This window comes from Saccharothrix sp. ST-888 (assembly GCF_000955975.1).
Lineage (GTDB): Bacteria > Actinomycetota > Actinomycetes > Streptomycetales > Streptomycetaceae > Kitasatospora.
This window is the reverse complement of the sequence record NZ_JYJF01000131.1, coordinates 1-17,566: the sequence shown is the minus strand read 5'-3', so window position 1 is coordinate 17,566 and position 17,566 is coordinate 1. Positions and strand designations below refer to the sequence as shown.

The window sequence follows — 17,566 nt, the reverse complement described above, 5'->3', positions numbered from 1 at the left end:
CTGGCCCGGGTGAGCCACCTGACTGGGGTTGGCCACCTGGCCCGGGTGAGCCACCTGACTGGGGTTGGCCACCTGGCCCGGGTGAGCCACCTGACTGGGCGACTGGTCCTGAGTGGACGTCTGCCCCCGCTCCTGGTTCTGGCCTTGGTTCTGGCCTTGGTTCTGGCCCTGGCCCTCGCCGTGGCCGTGCTCATTGCCCTGGCCGTGCTCGCCGCAGCGCTTGTCGCACTGCGAGTTGCCTCCCTGTTTCCCCCCGGCGTCACCCCCGCCCGGCCGCGGCTGCTCGGCGGGGCCGGCCGTGTGATAGCCGGTCTCCCAGTCCGGTGCGCCCTCGAACTGCTGCGGCAGGGCGCCGTCCGTGTTTCTGGCATCCCAAGAGGTCTCCCCCCCTTGGGCCGGCGCCGTTCTGAGGCTGGCGCCGTTCTCAAGGCCGGCCCGGTCGACAAGCGCCGCTACCCAGGGGGATTCGCTCGTCCCCGAGTCGCTGGCCGCGACGTCCGAGGACCAGTCGGAGTAGGCGTGCGCCGTGCTGCTGCCCAGCACGACCAAGGCGAACGAGGTCAGTCCCGACACGACAAGACCGGCTGCGCGGGTCTTCATGATACTCCCAATGTGATCGGCAAAGCGGATTCTCTGTCTACAACAAAGCCCGATTAATCCGACGCTTACCACACGGCCTGATCAATACATCGGTGTAGTTATTGACCCGAACGGCCTTGCCGGGAACGGAGCCACGGAACCCGGACGGCACATTTACTTGTTTATATGACTGCCAATATTCGAATCCCAGTCCGGATTCCGGTGGCGTCCACCCGCCACCGCGTGGACCCGCCGCGCCGGACACTGGCCCCGGTGCGATCACACGGGGGAGGATCGGTGCCACCCCGGGTGCTCTTGTGGCACCGGCCGTCCCCGGCGGGGCACTTGAGCACACCCTGGAGGAGCCATGGCCACGCGCAGCCTGTCCGGATCCGCCCCGCTCGCGTCCGCCGTCCGCCCTCCGTGCGGCGGCCGGGAGCCCGTCAGCACCCGCTGGGCTCCCGGCCTGGAGTCGATGGTGCCTCCGACCCCGCACACCACCTGGCTGCAGGACTTCCTGCTCAACCCGCACGCCGCCGACATCGTCGGGTACCTGAGAGCGGCCCGCAGCGTCGGCGGCCCGGTCCTCGACCTGGGCTCCGGCGCCGGACGGCTGACCGTCCCCTTTGCTCACCACGGCTTCCGGGTCGAGGCCGTGGACCGGGACCCGGCCGCGCTGACCCGGCTCGGCGAGTGGGCCGCGCGCGGCGGGCGCCGCACCAGACGGGCCGTCACCACCAGCTGTACCGCGCTCGAACTGCTCCGGCTGAACGGCGAGTACCGCTTTGTGATGCTCGCCGGAGCGATGATCGCGGCACTCGCGCCGGGCTCCCGGGCGGCACTGCTCACCGAGGTGGCCGCCCACCTGCGTCCCGGCGGAACGCTCGCACTGGACTTCACCGCGCACCGCCACACCGGACTGGCCGAGGAGCCGTACCGCCACTGGACCTTCCGGGTGCCGCGATTCGACGGTGTCGACGAGACAGCGTTCGCTGAACAGATCTTCGATCTTTCCACCATGCGGGAAGAACTGCTCCTCCGCAGCGAGCAGTTCGGCCCCCAGGGCGTCCTGCGGCAGGAGTTCCGCAGCGGCAAGTGGATCGTCGATCCCGACGAGCTCTGCGGCGATCTGCGCCGGGCCGGTCTGCGGGTGACCAGCCGCGACAGCCGCCCGCTCGACGCCCGCACCGACAGCGTCTTCCTGCTCTGCGAACGGCGCCCCCGGTCCTGAAAAGACAGGGCACTCGAACACCGCGCCCGAGCAGTATCCTGTCGGCTCCGTACGACCGGCGAAGCCACCCGACACCGCACGCCGCAGCCCCGGAGCCCCGCACCTGACGAAGTGCGGATCGGCACTCCATCAGACTCCCCGGGTCTTTGCCCCGATCGCCCGGCCCCCGCTGTGACGCGGCCTACTATCGGGCCTAGTCGTTTCCCTCGCTTTTCCACCTCTCGGGAAACGAGCCGGCGGGAGTTGTGCAGGCAATCCAAATCGGGGATGGCGGTGTCGCGTGTCAAGGCCGACCGAGGGCAAGTCTTCTGACCAGGCGCTGGCCCTCTACCAGGAGCTGAGAGCCCGGGGGTCGTCCACCTACGACGAACTCACGGTCGAGCTCGGCCTCTCCGGCCCCGAGGCGCAGTCCTGTTGGGCCGAACTCAGCCAGCTGGGCCTGATCACCGAGCCCTCGCGCGACGAGGCCGCCGCCGTGGCGGTGGTCGACCCCGAGGTGGCCCTGCTGCGGATGCTCGCCCAGGAGCAGCGCGACATCCGGGACCGCCAGCAGCGCGCCGAGGACCGCTACGCCGCGATCGAGGACCTGGCCGCCCGCTACATGCGCGGCGGGGGCGCCACCCACGCCGAGATCGAGATCGAGGTGCTGACCAGCAGGCGGCGGATCCAGCAGACCTTGGAGGACCTCTCGGACACCGTCAAGGACGAGATCGCCTCGATGCACCCCGGCGCTCTGCCCACCGGCGAGTTCCTGGAGCAGGGGCTGGCCCGCGACCGCCGGCTGCTGGAGAGCGGCGCCCAGGTCCGGGCCATCTACCAGCAGCGCTTCGCGGCGGTGCCGGCGCTCGCCGAGTTCTTCCGCCGCCAGATCGAGCTGGGCGTCGAGGTCCGGCTGGCCCCGGTGGTCCCGCTGAACATGATCCTGAGCGACCGCCGGTTCGCCCTGCTCCCGATCGACCCGGACAACCACGAGGCCGGTGCCGTGCTCGCGCGCGGCTCCGCTCTGGTCCGCTCCTACCTGGCGCTCTACGAGTACTGCTGGCACACGTCCTCGACGTACGGACACATCGAGCAGCGGCGCGGCGGCGAACGGCTGACCGAGCAGCAGCACGCGGCGATCAGGATGCTGGCGGCCGGCATGAAGGACGAGAAGATCGCCCGCTCGCTCGGCGTCTCGCTGCGCACCCTCAGCCGGGTGATGTCCGAGGTGATGCAGGAACTGGGCACCACCAGCCGCTTCGAGGCGGGCGTCCGGGCGGCGAAGCTCGGCTGGCTGGACTGACGCGCCCCATCTGCGCTGCGCCGTCCGGCCGTTCGCAAGGTTCGGGCGCACTCCGGCAGAGTTTCGACCGGGCAAGAGGTACGCTTGGGCCAAATCTTTGTCCGGACCACATGGCGACCCGATGGCGGCTCTGATGGAACACGGTAAGGCTCCGGCGGACCGGGACGCGGTGGTCCAGCGGCTGCGCGACGTCGGCCTGCGCGTGACCGGCCCCCGGCTGGAGGTCCTGCAGATCCTCAGCGCGCAGGCGCATCTGGACGTCGAGTCGATCACCGAGGCGGCCCGGACCCGGCTCGGCACGCTCACCAGCCAGGCCGTCTACGAGATGCTTCGGCACTTCATGGAGACCGGCCTGGTCCGGAAGTTCGAACGCCCCGGCCGTCCGGCCGTCTTCGAGCTCTCCACCGGCGAACACCAGCACGCCCTCTGCACCCGCTGCGGCCGGGTGACCAACGTCGAGGCGGAGATCCCCGCCCCGCCGCGCAAGGGCCTGCGCGGCTGGCGCATCGAGGAGACCGAACTCGTCTTCCTGGGCGAGTGCCCCGACTGCCGCAAGGCCGGCCCGGCCTGAGCAGGGCGCACCCGTCGTCGGCGCTGGCGGCGGCCGCGAACAGCGAGCGGCACGCCGGACCCGGCTGCTACCCGGCCCGGCGGGCTGTCGTGGTGAACTGCCAGACCTGGTGGATGCCGAGACCGGCCAGCAGGGTCCGGGCACGGGCGAGGCGGTCGGCGAGGCCGGGGGCGTCCGGGGGGAAGAGGAGGCCGAGGAGGGAGGTTCCGCGGTCGGACTGGAGGCCGAGGGCGCCGCAGGAGGCGAGGGCGGCGGCGAGGTGTCCGGCCAGCGGGCGGGGGCGGTGGGTGCCGAGGAGGAGGGTGGACTCGGTGGCGGCGGCCGCGAACAGCGCGGCGTCCCGGCCGACCGCCGCGCGGCGCAGCAGGCCGCGCAGCCGACGGCCTGCCGCCAGATCGGCGAGGCTTGCGTCGTCCGGGTCGAGCCCGGGTCCGGACGGTACGTCACCCGGGTCGAAGCCGAGGACGAGCAGCGGGGGAAGGTCGGCTTCGAAGGCCTCGATCAGCGAACCGTCGACGGCGTCCACCAGCCCGGTACCGCCGCGTGCCGCACCGGGAGGGGCGTCGACCTCGCTGACGGCGGTGGCCAGTTCGGCGGCGCCGGGGCAGAGCCCCCAGGCGTCGGCGACGGCGCGGACCACCGCCGGGGCGACCGGCCAGACCGGGGCCTCGGCCTCCGTATGGACCGTCAACCGCCCACCGCTCCACGGCGCCCGGATCCCGCCGAGCGCCGTCTCAGCCGCCTGCCGGGCCGGCGCCGCGGCCGCCGACGCGGCGCGTACGTACAGCTGCGCTCCGGGGTGAGGGGCGAACTCCGCCGCCGCCCCCTGCTCCGGCCACGGCAGGCGCAGCACACCGATCCGAGGGGTGCCGCCCGGGGTGGCGAACACTCCCGACACCAGTTCCCCGTGGTAGCCGGGGGCGAAGCCCCGTCCCACCCGGTGACCTGTCGCTCTCGGGGCCGAGGGTATCGCAGGCGGTCCGGAGCGCCCCGGGAACCGGCCCGGCGACGAACGGTGGGCAGAGGCGCGCCCGGCTACGGGGCGTACGACGGTGGTCATGGTGCCCTCCAGGGCTGGTTTCGCGGGGCGGCGGCGGGTGGGACGGCGGAGCAGGTGGGCGGGACGGCGCACGCCGACCGCCGGGCGAGCCGCACTGCGGTCCGGCCGGCGGTCGGCGTCGTCGACGGGTGGGGAGGCCCGGTCCGAGGGCCGGTCAGCTCCGAACGGCGGCGGCCGGAGCCGGAGCGGGCCACACGATGTCGCCGGGCGAGGCGGCTGCGACGGCCCGGGCCGCACCGGCGGGGTTCGCGACGGCCGGGTTCGGGCCGGCCGGCCAGACGATGTCGCCGGCGGACGGGGTTCCGTGCGCCGCACCGTCGCCGGTCTGTGCCGCCAGCAGCCCGGCGGCGAGCGCCAGCGCTGCGACGGCGGGGGCGATGCCGTTCAGGACGGTGCGGCGGGTGGTGGCGAGGGTCGCGGACATGGTTCCTCCAGGAAACACGGGTGAGGGTGGGGATTTCTCCGGCTGCCGTGCCGTGCCGTCGGCGTCGGCACCGGAGGAGATGATTCGATCCTCGCCGGTATCGGGACGGAGATCCAGACCCTTCGGCGTCGTTCCCCGGCCATGGCGTGGATCGGCCAACGGCCCGGTAATTCCGTCCTCCGGCAAGGAGGTTGACGACGCCCGGAACAGCTGGTCGGCCTCTTTTTGGGGAAGCCGATATTTTGTCAGACAAAATGTTCTGCTAGCCTCGGAGAGGCTGCACCCCTGTCCCTCCAGCGGGGGCGCATGCCGAAGGCGGGGGCGTGCCGTCGCCCCCGCCAACCTCGTTCCGCGCGCCTGCCGACGCCCGGTCAGACCGCCTCGGCCAGCAGCCGCTCCACCCTCCGGGCATGCCAGGCCCGCGAGTACACCCGGGCGGTCGCGCCCGCACAGGACTCCCACCCGAAGCGCTCGGCATGGCGGATCGCCGCCACCCCCAACTGCTCGGTCAACCCCGGCCGGTCGGCGAGTTCCGCCAGGACCCGTGCGTAGTCCGCAGGGTCGTGGCCGCGCACCAGACGGCCGGTGATGCCGTCGTCGACCGCGACGGACAGTCCGCCGACATTCGCCGCCAGTACGGGAGTTCCGCACGCCTGGGCCTCCAGCGCGACCAGTCCGAAGGACTCGCTGTGCGAGGGCATGGCCAGCACCGTGGCGGCCCGGTACCAGTCGGCGAGTTCCCGCTGACCGACCGGCGGCTGGAACCTGACCAGGTCGGATATCCCGAGCCCGGCCGCCAGTTGCCGACATCGGGCGGGGTAGTCCGCGCCGCTGCCGCTCAGTCCGCCGATCACCGGGACCACGAGTCGCTCCCGCAACTCGGGCCGCAGCAGCACCAGTTCGGCCACGGCGCGGAGCAGCATGTCCGGGGCCTTGAGCGGCTGGATCCGGCCGGCGAACAGGACGACCAGGGCCTCGGGCCCGAGTCCGAGCCGACGGCGGGCCGCCGCCCGGCCGTCACCGGGGCAGAAGACGTCGAGGTCGACCCCGGGGTGGACCACGTCGATCCGCTCGGGAAGCGCACGGTAGTGGTGCACCAGCTCCGCGGCCTCCGCTGCGGTGTTGGCCACCAGCCGGTCGGCACTGTCCACCAGCGCGCTCTCCCCGGCCAGCCGGGCCAGCGGCTCGGGGCTGTCACCCACGGCGAGCGAGGCGTTCTTCACCTTGGCCATGGTGTGCATGGTGTGCACCAGCGGCACCCCCCAGGTCTCCGACAGCATCCGTCCGACCTGCCCGGAGAGCCAGTAGTGCGAGTGGACCACGTCGTAGCCCGCAGGTCCGTACCGCGCCACGGCCTGCCGGACTCCGGTCGCGAACTCGCCCAGCACCGTGGGGAGATGCTCCTTTCTCAGGCCGCCGAGCGGACCGGCCGCCACATGCCGGACCCGGACGCCCGGGACGGCCTCGACCTCCGGGGGCTGGTCGTGGCCGGTGCGGCGGGTGTAGATGTCCACCTCGACGGAGAGCTCGGCGAGGCGGCGGGCGAGTTCGATGATGTAGACGTTCATACCTCCCGCATCCCCGGTACCGGGCTGGTGCAGCGGGGAGGTGTGCACACTCAGCATGGCGACCCGGCGCACCCCTCGCCCGGGGGCGGCCACCGCACGGACCGGGCCCGTACGCACCAGGGCCGCGCCGACCGGGGCCGTACGGACCCGGCTCAGCGGAACCGGGCTCCCGCCGACGGAACCTGCCCGGTCGAGGGCCCGGCTTCCGGGGCTCGTGCGGTCGAACTGCGGGAACGGCATGCGGGCGGCGGGGCTCGTCACCGGACTCTCCTCGGATTCGTCATGGCCAATGAACTCGTCGTGTTCGCAGGGGAAGTCGCACACTGGGGAAGGCGCACGCAGGGGTGGTCACGCGCCGGGAAGTCGCGCGCGGCCGGAGTCGCGGGTAGCGGCAGAGCCGCGAGCGCCGGGCACCCACGGGTACAGGGGAATCCGCGCGCACCCGAGGGACCGGGTGCGCGCGGATGGCGTGGTTCCCGGCCGGCCGGAGGGAGGTTCTCGACCGGTCGGCCGGGGACGGATCAGAAGCCGAACACCGGCCCGGTCGGCGGGACGAGGCGCACTCCGGGCGCCGGAGCCGCCAGGGCCGCCGAGGTCACCGGACCGCCTGCGGTGACGCCCAGGGCCGCCGCAAGCCGCCCGGCGCCCTCCGGCATGACCGGCCAGGCCCAGGCGGTGAGCGCGCAGGCCACCGCCAACTCGGCTGCCAGGGCCGCCCGGTAGGCCGACCGGCCGGCGGCGCGGTCCCGCTCGGGCGCGTTCACCAGGTGGAAGTCGTCGGCGAGCCGGACGACTTCGTCCAGCAGCGCGACCGCCCGCCGGGGCGCGAATCCCGATACTCCGTAGGAGCTTCGTAATTCACGAGCCGAAAAGTCCAGCCGCTCCGCGAGCAGGTCCCAGCCCGTGCCGCCCGGTGCCTCCTCCGGGGTCACCCCGGCGCAGTCCTCGCGCAGCGCCGCGAACAGCCGGCTCAGCCACTGGTTCCAACTGGTGTGCAGGTGGTCGCGGGTCCGGTCCAGCCCGTCCAGCTCGAACTCGGCCGGCCGGCCCTCGGGGCGGTCCGAGAGCACATGGCGGCGCAGGGTGTCCGAGCCGGCGTCGGTGAGCACGTCCAGCGCCCAGACCGCGTGCCGCCGGGTGGTGGAGAGCTTCCGGCCGTCGAGCCGGTAGTACTCGTTGACCTGGAAGCCCGTCGGGAGCGGGCCGCCGTACGCCGCCACCAGGGTCGGCAGGACAGCCAGGTGGAGAACGGCGCGGTCGATGCCGAAGAACTGCAGCGGCCCCCGGGCACTCTCCTCGCCGTTCTCCGGACCACTTTCCGGACCGTTGTCCGGACCACCCTTCAGACCGCTCTCCGGACCGCTCTCCGGACCGGTCGACAGCAGGTAGGACGCGACCTCCTCCACGGCCGGGGCGATGCGCTGGTCCGCGAAGCCCTCGACCGGCACCTCGATGCCCCACTGCGCGGGGTGGCTCACGGCCACGTCCGGCAGCCCGTCGTGCAGGAGGCCGTCCCGGAACGCGGCCAGGCGCGGCGGCATCGCCACCGAGTCCCAGAAGTCGGTCAGTTCCTTGCGGTGCGCCTCCAGCGGCAGGTAGAGCCGCCGGCACTGGCGCAGCACCGCCGGGGTGCCGCACAGGACGCAGACCGGCGCCAGCAGGTCGCCGCAGTCGTTCGGGCGGGCACAGGTCTGGCAGAGGTTGCCGTCGGCCTGCGCGCCGCAGGAGGGGCAGCCGCCCTTGACGTACTTCCCGTACAGCGCGCGCTCGCACGGTCCGCAGTACGGCAGCAGCCGGGTACGCGGCACCAGGACGCCGTCGGCGTGGAGTCGGCGGAACAGCGAGGTCACGAAGGCGCGGTAGCCCTTGTCCTGGTTCGGCCGGACCAGTTGGTCGAACTCGACGCCGGCCCGGCGCCAGTCCACCGTGATCGCCTCGCCGTAGCCGTCGGCCACCTCCGCCGCCTTGCGGCCCTGGCCGAGGGCGCAGAGCTCGACCGCGCTCTCGTGGTCGGCCAGTCCCCCGGTCAGCCGGACGGGCAGGCCGTCCGCCTTCAGGAAGCGGCGCAGGACGTCGGCGGCGACGTACGGACCGGCCAGGTGCCCGACGTGCAGTTCACCGTTGGGCGTGGTCGGGGTCGCGGTGATCCAGAGGGAAGCGGACACGGGTGGACCTCCTCTTGCTTGGGGCTTGCGTGCGGCTGCGCACAGGGCGCGGGTACGGCTCGAAGTGGGCCGGTTACCGGGGCTCGAAGTGGAAGGAGCGGATGAAGCAGTCCCGCGGCTGGTCGACCGCGAAGGCGATGCAGTCGAAGAGGGCCTGGGTGGTGAGCTTCTCCTGCGGGGAGCGGGTGGCGCCCTCCCACTCGCGGGTGCCGGGGTCCGAGGTGGAGAAGTCCGGCGGGTAGAGCGCCATGACCCGGACGCCGGACGGCCCGAGCCGCCGCGAGAGGATGTCGGCGAAACCGGCCTGGGCGCTCTTGGCGGCGTAGAAGGCGTCGTGCGCGGTGGACGATCCGGCGGAGTCCAGGCCGCAGACGGACACCATGTTGATGATGTCCGGGCGCTCGGAGGCGCGCAGCAGCGGCAGGAAGTGCTTCACCATCAGGACCGTCCCGGCGGCCGTCGACTCGATGGTGTCGACGATCTGCTCGTCGGAGGCGGACTCCAGCTCGACGCCGTCGAGCCAGCGGGCACCGTTGTTGATCAACAGGTCGACCCGGTCGGTGTGTTCCGCCACCTGACGGGCGAGCTCGCGGATCTCGGCGGGGCGGCTCAGGTCGCAGCCGAAGGCGTGGATACGGCCTCGGGCCGCGCCCACGATCTGCTCACCGGTGCGGGCCGCGGCCTCCTTGGTGCGGGCCGAGACGAAGACCTCGGCACCGAGGTGGGCGAAGCCGACCGCGAGCGAGCGGCCGAAGTCCCGGGAGGCGCCGGTGACCACGACGCGCAGGTTCTCGAATCTCATCGCGGAATCCTCTGGGCTCGGGGGCTTGCCGGTGCGGCGAGCGCACGGGATGGGCGGTACGGCGTACGCGCGGGTGCCCCCCGGCATCTCAGGCAGGCGCCGGGTGGGGCACGGACGGGCTTCGACAGAACGGGTCGTGCGGTTTGCTCTGTCATCCTGTCAGCGCTGCGGCGGCCGATCGACCGATCCGGCATGCGCGTCCACGCCGTGGCGTGTGGACGCCACGGACACGAACGGGACTGCGCAGCCGGGCACTTCCTCAGCCGCGCGGCGGACCTCGCGCCCTTCCTCAGCCGCGCGGCGAGCTTCGTACCAAGCCCGCCGCCGAGCTGCGCGACCGGTCGCCCGACTCCCCGTACCCGCGAGGGGCCGGCCCGCCGGCCATGCGCCCGGCGGGGACGAGCGGTGCGCCGAGGTCGGCGGAGCCGGTCGGGTGGGCGACCTTGTGGCCGACGCTGACCCACTCCAGCAGGTCACCGCCGGGCGAGGGCCGGACGGCGGCGGTCACCGTGGTCCGGCCGCCCGGGGTCTCCACCTCCACCTGCGGGCCCGTCGCGTCCGTCCGCACCGCCACCCGCTGCGGCACGGTGCCGGGAATGGCGGTGGCCGCCGCCAGGCAGATCGCGCCGGTGACCGCCAGGGTGGGATGCCAGGACGGTACGGCAAGCGATCTGACGTGCAGTCGGCCGGGCCGGAAGCCGCCCACCACCGCGATCTTCGGCAGCGCCCCGTCGACGGGGCGCCCCAGCCGGCGGGCCGCCGCCGCCCGCACGGCGGCCAGCTGGGCGAACACCTCGTCCCCGGCTTCGAATAACTGACGTTCCGTCAGAATGCCGAGCGAGCAGGCGTCCAGGAATACGTACGGGTTGCCGAGCGAGACCAGCGAGACCTCCTGCGCCGCGCCGGCCGTGCCCGGCCGCCCCACCGCCAACAGGTCCGCCGGCCTGCCGGTGAGCAGCAGGTCGGCCACCGGCACGGACGGGGACTGGACGAAGTGCACGGTGAAGTCGCGGCTGCGGCTGCGTGCTTCGGCCAGCTCGCAGACCACGAGATCACCGTTGTTGAGCACCCTGACCCGGACCCGGCCGCCCGGCGCCAGCCGCGGCAGCAGCCCCTGCTGTTCGGCGACGACCACCGCCGCCAGGACGGAGTGCCCGCAGTTGGCCGCGAAGTCGAAGCGGTCGGCACCGCCGGGCAGGCACTGGACGAACCGGAAGTCCAGGTCGAACAGCGGGTGCGCGGAGACGGCGATCAGCGCGAACTTCAGCACTCCGCCCGAGCCGGTGGCCTGCAACCACTCGCGGATACGGGTCAGCACCGGCCGCAGGGCCGGCTCCTCGGCGGGCAGCAGGTCCGCGTCCAGCACCAGCGTCGGGCAGGGGGCACCGACGGCCTGCGCCGTGTGCGCGATCACGGTGCGGTCCGGATCTGCCGTACGGTCCGGATCTGCCGTACGGTCCGGCCCGGCTGGACCGGGACGGCGCCGGAGGCCGGCCGGAGCGGGGGCGCAGCCGCTGCGGACGTGCGCGGCGTGGACGCGGGAGTCATGGGCACGGGGGCCGTGGACGCGGGAGCCGCGCCGAGACGGTCCTCCCAGAGCTGGTGGATCAGCAGCGCCCAGATCGCGAGTGCCGTCCGGCCGTCCGGCGCGGCCTGCTGACGGCCCAGCAGCCCGGCTACCGCCCGGGGGTCGAGCCGTCCGCCGCGCCGTAGTGCCGGCGGGCTGAGCACCTCGCGCGTGAAGTCCATCAGCGGCTGCCCCGGTGCCAGCATCGCGGCGATCGGCAGGGTGAAGGGCTGCTTGGGCCGCCGGAGCACCGAGCTCGGCAGCAGCCCGGACGCCGCACCGTACAGGGCCCGCTTCACCGCGCCCGCCGGGGAGATCCGGTACCGGTCCGGGAGCGAGCGGGCGTGCTGGACCACCGTGGCCTGGCAGTACGGGAGTCGGGCCTCCACGCCCCAGGCCATGCTGAGGTGGTCCACCCGGCGCAGGTGGTAGGCGGGCAGGCGGGAGCCGGCCTCGAAGCGGGTGAGCGCCGACATCCGGGCTCCCGGCCCCGCCCCTGCCCCGGAGTCCGCCGCCAGCTCCGCCGCCAACCGCGCGCCGGTCGTGCCCTCGGGGTCGCTCGCCAGAAAGGCCCGGTAGTCGGCGCTGTAGAGGCGGGTCCGCAGCTGCCGCGGGACCGCGCAGAGCGCGTCCAGGTAGGCCGGGATCCAGGGCTGTCCGGCGGGCGTACGCATCGCGGCGCTCATCCGGTCGTAGCCGCCGAAGAGTTCGTCGGCACCGTCCCCGGTGAGCGCGACGGTGAAGCCCGCCTCGCGGACCGCCCGGAAGAGGGCGTAGCTGCTCAGCGTGATCGGATCGGCGTTCGGCTGGCCCAGGCGCTCGACCACGGCGGGCAGCAGGTCGGGGAAGGTCGCCGGGTCCAGCTCGACCTGGTGGTACACCGCGCCGCAGTGCTCGGCCGTCTCGCGTGCGAAGGCCCGCTCGTCGGCGGGCCAGCTCCCCCGGTAGGCCAGGTTGAAGGAGTGCAGCTCCGGCAGGTGCCCGGCGGCCAGTGCGGTGACCAGACCGGAGTCCAGGCCGCCGCTGGTGATCGCGCACACGGGCACGTCCGCCTGCGCGAGTCGGCCGACCTCGCCGGTGAGCAGCTCCCGCGTCCGTCCGACCGCCCCGGCGAACGTACCGGCGTCACCGGGCGGTTCGGCCGGGCGCCGGGTGAGCCTCGGCCCGCCGGAGCGGGTGAGCCGGAGCCGTCCGCCCGGCGGCAGTGCGCGGACGTCGCGGAACGCGGTCCGCTCACCGAGCGGCGTCCGGGTGGTCAGGTAGGCGTCGAATCCCTGCTCCCACAAGGTGGTCGACACCCCGGGGAAGGCCAGCAGCGCGGGTATCTCGGAGGCGAAGCAGAGCGCCCCGGCCGCCGGATCCCAGTGGTAGTAGAGCGGTTTCATGCCCAGCGGGTCAACCGCCAGCAGCAGTGCCGGCTCGGCCCGCAGGTCGACGACGGCGAGTGCGTACATGCCGTCGAGCTGCTCGGTGAACTGCGGCCCGTACGTGGCGTACAGGGCGGGCAGGATCGACCCGTCGCAGTCGTCGGCGAAGACATGGCCGCGCGCGGCCAGTCGGCGGCGCAGCTCGCGGTGGTTGTAGATCTCGCCGTTGAACACCACCGTGATGCCGCCACCATCCGCTCCCTCACCTCCGCCCAGCCGGTAGGGCTGCGCGCCGCCGGACGGGTCGGTGACGGCGAGCCGGTTGCAGCCGAGCGCCCAGTCCGTCCCGCGCCACAGGCTCCGGGCGTCGGGTCCGCCGTGCAGCTGCCGGCTGCCGACGGCAGCCAGCCGCTGCGCGGAGACCGGGGTGCCGAAGTGCCCGAAGATCCTGCACACCGCGCCTCACCGACCTCACGCTCATGGCCCAGTACGGGAGTTGACAGAGAACCGGCCGCACTTCTGAGCCATCCATTGTTTTTGTCATCTCAAATTACCTGCTCACCCCGCACCCCGGCAGAAGCAGCGGACGGCGCATCCATGCCATGGCGCGTGCACGCCGCCGGGATCCCTTTGTGACCGGGCGAGGTGCGCGTGATGCTGCTGACTGATCGGACCCGGCTCCCGGACCGGCGAACCCCCGCAGCCCTCAACCGGTAGGTCTCAACCCGCAGCAGAACCCCGCCAGGACCAGCTCGACCAGGACGAGGAACACACCATGCCCGCTGCCAAGCCGCCCACCGAGCCCGCGCACGACCGCACGGCAACCGCAGCCGCGGCCGCCGGGGCGGCGTCGGCCAGGCCCGACCGGGTCCTGGTGATCACCGCCCACCCCGACGACGTCGAGTTCTGCGCCGCGGGCACCGTGATGCAGTGGACCGACCAGGGCGCCTCGGTCACGTACTGCGTGCTCACCGACGGCGACAACGGGGGCTTCGACGAGGTGCTCCCCCGCCAGACCATCGCCCCGCTGCGCCGGGCCGAGCAGAAGATGGCGGCCCGCGCGGCCGGCGTGCACGACGTGAGGTTCCTCGGCTACCCGGACGGGCGGCTCGAACCGAGCATGCAGCTGCGCCGCGACATCACCCGGGTGATCCGGCAGACCAAGCCCGACCTGGTGGTCCTGCCCAGCCCGGAGATCAACTGGGACCGGATCGCCGACGTCCACCCAGACCACCGGGCAGCGGGCGAGGCCGCCCTGCGCGCCGTCTACCCCGACGCCCGCAACCCCTTCGCACATCCGACCCTCTACCGCGAGCAGAACCTGGCCGCCTGGGAGGTCCCGGAGATCTGGCTGATCACCGGGCCGGCCCCGAACCACTTCGTCGACGTCACCGACGTCTTCCCCCGCAAGCTCGCCGCGCTGCGCCTGCACACCTCGCAGACCGCCCACCTCGCCGAGCTGGAGGAGCTGCTCGTCCGCTGGCAGGGCGAGCACGCCGCCCAGGGCGGTCTGCCCGCCGGACGGCTGGCGGAGGCCTTCCAGGTCGTCCGGCTGGTGTAGGGCGGCGCGCTGGAGCAGCGGCTCGTGACGGCCGGTCGGTCTTAGGGCAGTCGAGCTGCCTAGTCCGGGCGGTTGAGCAGGACGAAGCCGTCCTGGTCGGCCACGGTGCGATAGCCCTGGGCGCGGGCCCAGTCCAGGGACGCCTTCTCCTCCTGGACGGTCAGCGGCCACCGCTTCCGCCACGGCGTCCAGGTGTCCACCACGATCCACTGCGGGCGGGGACGGCTCTGCGGCCAGCCGTAGAGGCTGACGCTGGTGCGGTTTGACTCCGGGAGCTACCGCCGGTCCGGTCAGAATCCTTCGAATGGCCGCACACCCCGTGTGGCGTTCGTGCGATGCGGTGGGGCGGTGCCGGTCGCCAAGTCCGGTGCGCACGCCGACATCCGCGCTGTCCTGCTGTCCACCGACGACGAGGAACTCGTCGAGGACGGCGGCCGACCGTGCGTCACGGGTCGGACCGAGTGCACCCGGGGAGCGCGTGCCAGCCGTGTGCGAGGAGGTCGAAGGCGGCGTCGAGGGCCTTGCGGGGATCGTCCTGGCCCCTGGCGACGGCCAGCGCTTCGAGGGCGAAGTGGGCGAGGGCGGCACAGGCCGGGTCGCCCTGGGGGGCGCCGGTGTCCTCGGCGATGGCCTGCGCGAGGGCGGTCTCGTGGCGCATCCAGATGCGGTGGCCGTAGTCGCGCAGCGCCGGCGTGCCCATGACGAGCTGCCGGAAGGGTGCGAAGGCGGGGTCGGCGATCACGTCGATACGGGTCCGCAGGATGTGCTCGCGCAGGGCGGCGGGGACCGACTGGCCGTCCGGTCGCTCGCGCACCGCGGCCACGAGGGCGGCCTCCTGGTCGTCGTCCTCGTCGAAGACCAGGGCCTCCTTGCCCGAGAAGTGCTTGAAGAGCGTCGTGGTGGAGACGTCGGCGGCTTCGGCGATGTCCTTGATGCCGACCTGGTCGTAGCCGTGTTCGAGGAACAGTCTCAGGGCCGCGTCGGCCAGGGCCTGCCGGGTCGCGGCCTTCTTACGCTCGCGGCGCCCCAGGGGCGGTGTCGTCTCACTCACGCCCTCACCCTACCCCTCTGTTGCTTGAGTATAAAAGTTGATTCATTATACTTTTTTACTGAGTGTGCTTTTCTGTTGAAGCCGGTTCCGCAGGCCGTCTCGGCCCGCCGACCCGCCCCGGCACCAACCCGACCAGCAGAGGAAGCACCCCATGACCACCAGCCCCGCGCCCCGTATCGCCGTCATCGGCGCCGGCCCGGCGGCCTGACCTGCGCCCGCGTCCTCCAGCGCCACGGCATCGACGTCACCGTCTACGACCGCGACGCCTCCGTCGCCGCCCGCAACCAGGGCGGCACCCTCGATCTGCACGCCGACTCCGGGCAGATCGCCCTGCGGGAGGCCGGACTCCTCGACGAGTTCCACGCCCTGGCCCGGCCCGAGGGGCAGGCCAATCGCGTCCTCACCCGCCACGGAGAGGTCCTCGTCGACTACCGGCCCACCGCCGACGAGGACGCCGCCCCCGAGATCGACCGCGGCCAGCTGCGCTCCCTGCTGGTGGACTCGCTCATCCCCGGCACCGTCCGGTGGGGCCACACCCTGGTCTCCGCCGCCGCCAACCCGGACGGCTCCCACCGCCTCACCTTCGAAACCGGTGCCACCGCCGACGTCGACCTCGTCATCGGCGCGGACGGCGCCTGGTCCCGGGTGCGACCGCTGGTCAGCGACGCCGTTCCGGTCTACACCGGGATCACCTTCGTCGAGGCCCACTTCGACAACGCCGACACCGACCACCCCGAGGTCGCCGAACTCGTCGGCGACGGAAGCGTCCTCGCCTCCGGTGACAACAAGGGCCTGGTGGGGCAGCGCAACAGCGACCAGCACGTGCGCGCCTACATCGTCATCCGGAACGGTCTGGACTGGCCGCGCGCCGCGGGCCTCGACCCGAGCGACACCGAGGCCGTACGCGCCGCCCTGCTCACGGCGTTCGCCGGCTGGGACGAGCGGCTTCTCACCCTGATCACCGACAACGACGGGCCCTACATCAACCGGCCCCTCTTCGCCATCCCCGCCCCGCACACCTGGCCGCACACGCCCGGCGTCACCCTGCTCGGGGACGCCGCCCACCTGATGACGCCCTTCGGCGGCCACGGCGCCAACTTCGCCATGCTCGACGGGTGCGAACTCGCCCTCGCGCTCGCCCGCCACGCCACCGTCGACGAAGCCGTCACCGCCTACGAGCCGACCATGCAGGCCCGCGCCGCCGAGACCGGCGACGGGGTGGCCGTCCTGGACCGCGTCTTCGGGCCCGGCGACCGCGGCCGCGCCGACCTTCCCGACTTCGCCCAGGCCAAGGAGGAGTACCGGCGCGGCGCCGCCGCGTACCAGAACTAGTGCCGCCCCAGGGGGTAAACACCGATCACCCTCCCCGCATGACCGCGCCCGGGGACGCAGCGGCTCCGCGTCCCCGGGCGGCTGCACGGCCAGGTGCCCGCCGATCCCGGTGGGATCAGCCGTAGATGACGAGCTCCCGGTCGGTGGCCCCGCTGAGGCGGTAGCGCGCGGGGTCGGCCGGGCGGCCGCAGTACATCCTGATGACGGTGCCCGGATCCGCCTCCAGCCGGGCCGGGGCACGGCCCTCGACCACGTTGCCGAAGACCATGCCACCGATCGGCGTGCTGGCGTGGACACGCGGGGTACTGCGCTCCCGGCTCACCGTGGAGAGCAGCGCGAGTGCGTCGTCCATGCCCACGCTCTCGTACGCCCCCGGCCGGCCGAGTGCCTCGCGGACATCACCGGCGTGCACCCACTCGCCCAGCGCGATGACGTCCAACTCCCCTTCGGCAGCAGCGATCACCGGGCCTGCCTCGATCATGCCCCGCTCCAGTTCGTCGAGCACCCGGCCGAGTGGCCAGTCTCTTCGCTCCCGGACGTCGGCCGCGTTGTTCTCCGGGGTGAAGCCGGGCAGCCGCCCCTCCACGATCCGCACCAGCGCGGCGCCGCAGTGGGCCAGCACCTCCCGCACCGTCCAGTCCGGACAGGACGTCGGACGGTCGAAATGGGACTCGGGCGTCCTGCGCAGCATCGGCAGCAGCGTCTCCCGCTCGGCGAGCAGCAGGCGGCCGGGGCGCTCGGGGTCGCGAGCGGTGATCACCGAGAACTCTCCAATCTCCTCAAGGCGCAACATCGATGCCTCCCTTTCCTATCCTCCGGGCATCCCCCTCGGGTTCTACGACCGACGCACCGTCAGTAGCGGTACGGGTCGGCCTTGTAGGGGCCCTCGACCGGGACGCCGATGTAATCGGCCTGGTCCTTGGTCAGCGTGGTGAGCCTGACGCCCAGCGCGTCCAGGTGCAGGCGGGCCACCTTCTCGTCCAGGTGCTTGGGCAGCACGTACACC

General features: G+C 73.0%; 16 protein-coding genes and 1 pseudogene. 5 read left to right on the top strand and 12 right to left on the bottom strand.

Going from position 1 to position 17,566, the window contains the following annotated elements:
• A pseudogene (locus tag UK12_RS28875) lies at window positions 1–600 on the bottom strand (hypothetical protein); the annotation flags it as partial.
• A 346-nt stretch (window positions 601–946) separates the two neighbouring features.
• Here UK12_RS28875 and UK12_RS28870 point away from each other — a divergent pair.
• The 3 genes from UK12_RS28870 to UK12_RS28860 all read left to right on the top strand — a co-directional run bounded on the left by UK12_RS28870 (window position 947) and on the right by UK12_RS28860 (window position 3,663).
• On the top strand, window positions 947–1,810 hold the full coding sequence (locus UK12_RS28870; protein ID WP_045306129.1) for a class I SAM-dependent methyltransferase: 864 nt from the start codon (window positions 947–949) through the stop codon (window positions 1,808–1,810).
• 280 nt (window positions 1,811–2,090) lie between these two features.
• The gene (locus tag UK12_RS28865) at window positions 2,091–3,092 is read left to right on the top strand and encodes a helix-turn-helix transcriptional regulator (RefSeq protein ID WP_052682232.1); all 1,002 of its coding nucleotides are present in this window, start codon (window positions 2,091–2,093) and stop codon (window positions 3,090–3,092) included.
• Between the two features lie 133 nt (window positions 3,093–3,225).
• Complete coding sequence (locus tag UK12_RS28860) at window positions 3,226–3,663, top strand: Fur family transcriptional regulator (RefSeq protein WP_045306135.1); 438 nt, start codon at window positions 3,226–3,228, stop codon at window positions 3,661–3,663.
• Between the two features lie 67 nt (window positions 3,664–3,730).
• Here the strand turns inward: UK12_RS28860 and UK12_RS28855 are convergent, their stop codons facing one another.
• From UK12_RS28855 to asnB, 7 genes are all read right to left on the bottom strand, one after another.
• Window positions 3,731–4,600 carry a hypothetical protein gene (locus UK12_RS28855; protein ID WP_045306128.1) on the bottom strand — a complete coding sequence of 290 codons (870 nt, stop codon included), beginning with the start codon at window positions 4,598–4,600 and terminating at the stop codon, window positions 3,731–3,733.
• Window positions 4,601–4,877: 277 nt separating this feature from the next.
• Window positions 4,878–5,147: a hypothetical protein gene (locus UK12_RS28850; RefSeq protein WP_045306127.1), complete on the bottom strand. Its 270-nt coding sequence runs from the start codon at window positions 5,145–5,147 to the stop codon at window positions 4,878–4,880.
• Window positions 5,148–5,518: 371 nt separating this feature from the next.
• On the bottom strand, window positions 5,519–6,772 hold the full coding sequence (gene mshA, locus UK12_RS28845; RefSeq protein ID WP_197085246.1) for a D-inositol-3-phosphate glycosyltransferase: 1,254 nt from the start codon (window positions 6,770–6,772) through the stop codon (window positions 5,519–5,521).
• A gap of 464 nt (window positions 6,773–7,236) precedes the next feature.
• A complete protein-coding gene (locus UK12_RS28840) occupies window positions 7,237–8,880 on the bottom strand; it encodes a class I tRNA ligase family protein (protein ID WP_045306126.1) in 1,644 nt (547 codons plus the stop codon).
• Between the two features lie 73 nt (window positions 8,881–8,953).
• Window positions 8,954–9,682: an SDR family oxidoreductase gene (locus tag UK12_RS28835; RefSeq protein WP_045306125.1), complete on the bottom strand. Its 729-nt coding sequence runs from the start codon at window positions 9,680–9,682 to the stop codon at window positions 8,954–8,956.
• Between the two features lie 289 nt (window positions 9,683–9,971).
• A complete protein-coding gene (locus UK12_RS28830) occupies window positions 9,972–11,096 on the bottom strand; it encodes a PrpF domain-containing protein (protein WP_063838341.1) in 1,125 nt (374 codons plus the stop codon).
• Complete coding sequence (asnB, locus tag UK12_RS28825; protein ID WP_063838340.1) at window positions 11,093–13,072, bottom strand: asparagine synthase (glutamine-hydrolyzing); 1,980 nt, start codon at window positions 13,070–13,072, stop codon at window positions 11,093–11,095. The genes UK12_RS28830 and asnB overlap by 4 nt, the downstream gene beginning before the upstream one ends.
• A 319-nt stretch (window positions 13,073–13,391) precedes the next feature.
• On the opposite strand from asnB, the gene UK12_RS28820 reads away from it, so the two are divergent.
• On the top strand, window positions 13,392–14,177 hold the full coding sequence (locus tag UK12_RS28820; RefSeq protein WP_082120025.1) for a PIG-L deacetylase family protein: 786 nt from the start codon (window positions 13,392–13,394) through the stop codon (window positions 14,175–14,177).
• Between the two features lie 59 nt (window positions 14,178–14,236).
• Here UK12_RS28820 and UK12_RS40110 read toward each other — a convergent pair whose 3' ends face one another.
• Together UK12_RS40110 and UK12_RS28815 are read right to left on the bottom strand one after the other, a co-directional pair.
• The gene (locus UK12_RS40110) at window positions 14,237–14,377 is read right to left on the bottom strand and encodes a hypothetical protein (RefSeq protein ID WP_156178985.1); all 141 of its coding nucleotides are present in this window, start codon (window positions 14,375–14,377) and stop codon (window positions 14,237–14,239) included.
• A gap of 245 nt (window positions 14,378–14,622) precedes the next feature.
• On the bottom strand, window positions 14,623–15,228 hold the full coding sequence (locus UK12_RS28815; protein WP_045306124.1) for a TetR/AcrR family transcriptional regulator: 606 nt from the start codon (window positions 15,226–15,228) through the stop codon (window positions 14,623–14,625).
• Between the two features lie 75 nt (window positions 15,229–15,303).
• On the opposite strand from UK12_RS28815, the gene UK12_RS28810 reads away from it, so the two are divergent.
• A complete protein-coding gene (locus tag UK12_RS28810; RefSeq protein WP_231591426.1) occupies window positions 15,304–16,560 on the top strand; it encodes an FAD-dependent oxidoreductase in 1,257 nt (418 codons plus the stop codon).
• A 115-nt stretch (window positions 16,561–16,675) separates the two neighbouring features.
• On the opposite strand, the gene UK12_RS28805 is transcribed toward UK12_RS28810, so the two are convergent.
• Both UK12_RS28805 and UK12_RS38535 read right to left on the bottom strand, forming a co-directional pair.
• Window positions 16,676–17,353, bottom strand: coding sequence for a maleylpyruvate isomerase family mycothiol-dependent enzyme (locus UK12_RS28805; protein WP_045306123.1), 678 nt, complete (start codon window positions 17,351–17,353; stop codon window positions 16,676–16,678).
• A gap of 59 nt (window positions 17,354–17,412) precedes the next feature.
• Window positions 17,413–17,566, bottom strand: a 154-nt coding sequence (locus tag UK12_RS38535; protein WP_197085245.1) for an adenosylhomocysteinase, incomplete at its 5' end; no start/stop codon positions are given.

Excerpts from the sequence above, each read along its gene's own strand:
- UK12_RS28820 (WP_082120025.1), top strand. The coding sequence starts at position 13,392 with ATGCCCGCTGCCAAGCCGCCCACCGAGCCCGCGCACGACCGCACGGCA.
- UK12_RS28870 (WP_045306129.1), top strand. The coding sequence starts at position 947 with ATGGCCACGCGCAGCCTGTCCGGATCCGCCCCGCTCGCGTCCGCCGTC.
- mshA (WP_197085246.1), bottom strand. The coding sequence starts at position 6,772 with ATGCTGAGTGTGCACACCTCCCCGCTGCACCAGCCCGGTACCGGGGAT.
- UK12_RS28835 (WP_045306125.1), bottom strand. The coding sequence starts at position 9,682 with ATGAGATTCGAGAACCTGCGCGTCGTGGTCACCGGCGCCTCCCGGGAC.
- UK12_RS28850 (WP_045306127.1), bottom strand. The coding sequence starts at position 5,147 with ATGTCCGCGACCCTCGCCACCACCCGCCGCACCGTCCTGAACGGCATC.
- UK12_RS28860 (WP_045306135.1), top strand. The coding sequence starts at position 3,226 with ATGGAACACGGTAAGGCTCCGGCGGACCGGGACGCGGTGGTCCAGCGG.
- UK12_RS28805 (WP_045306123.1), bottom strand. The coding sequence starts at position 17,353 with ATGTTGCGCCTTGAGGAGATTGGAGAGTTCTCGGTGATCACCGCTCGC.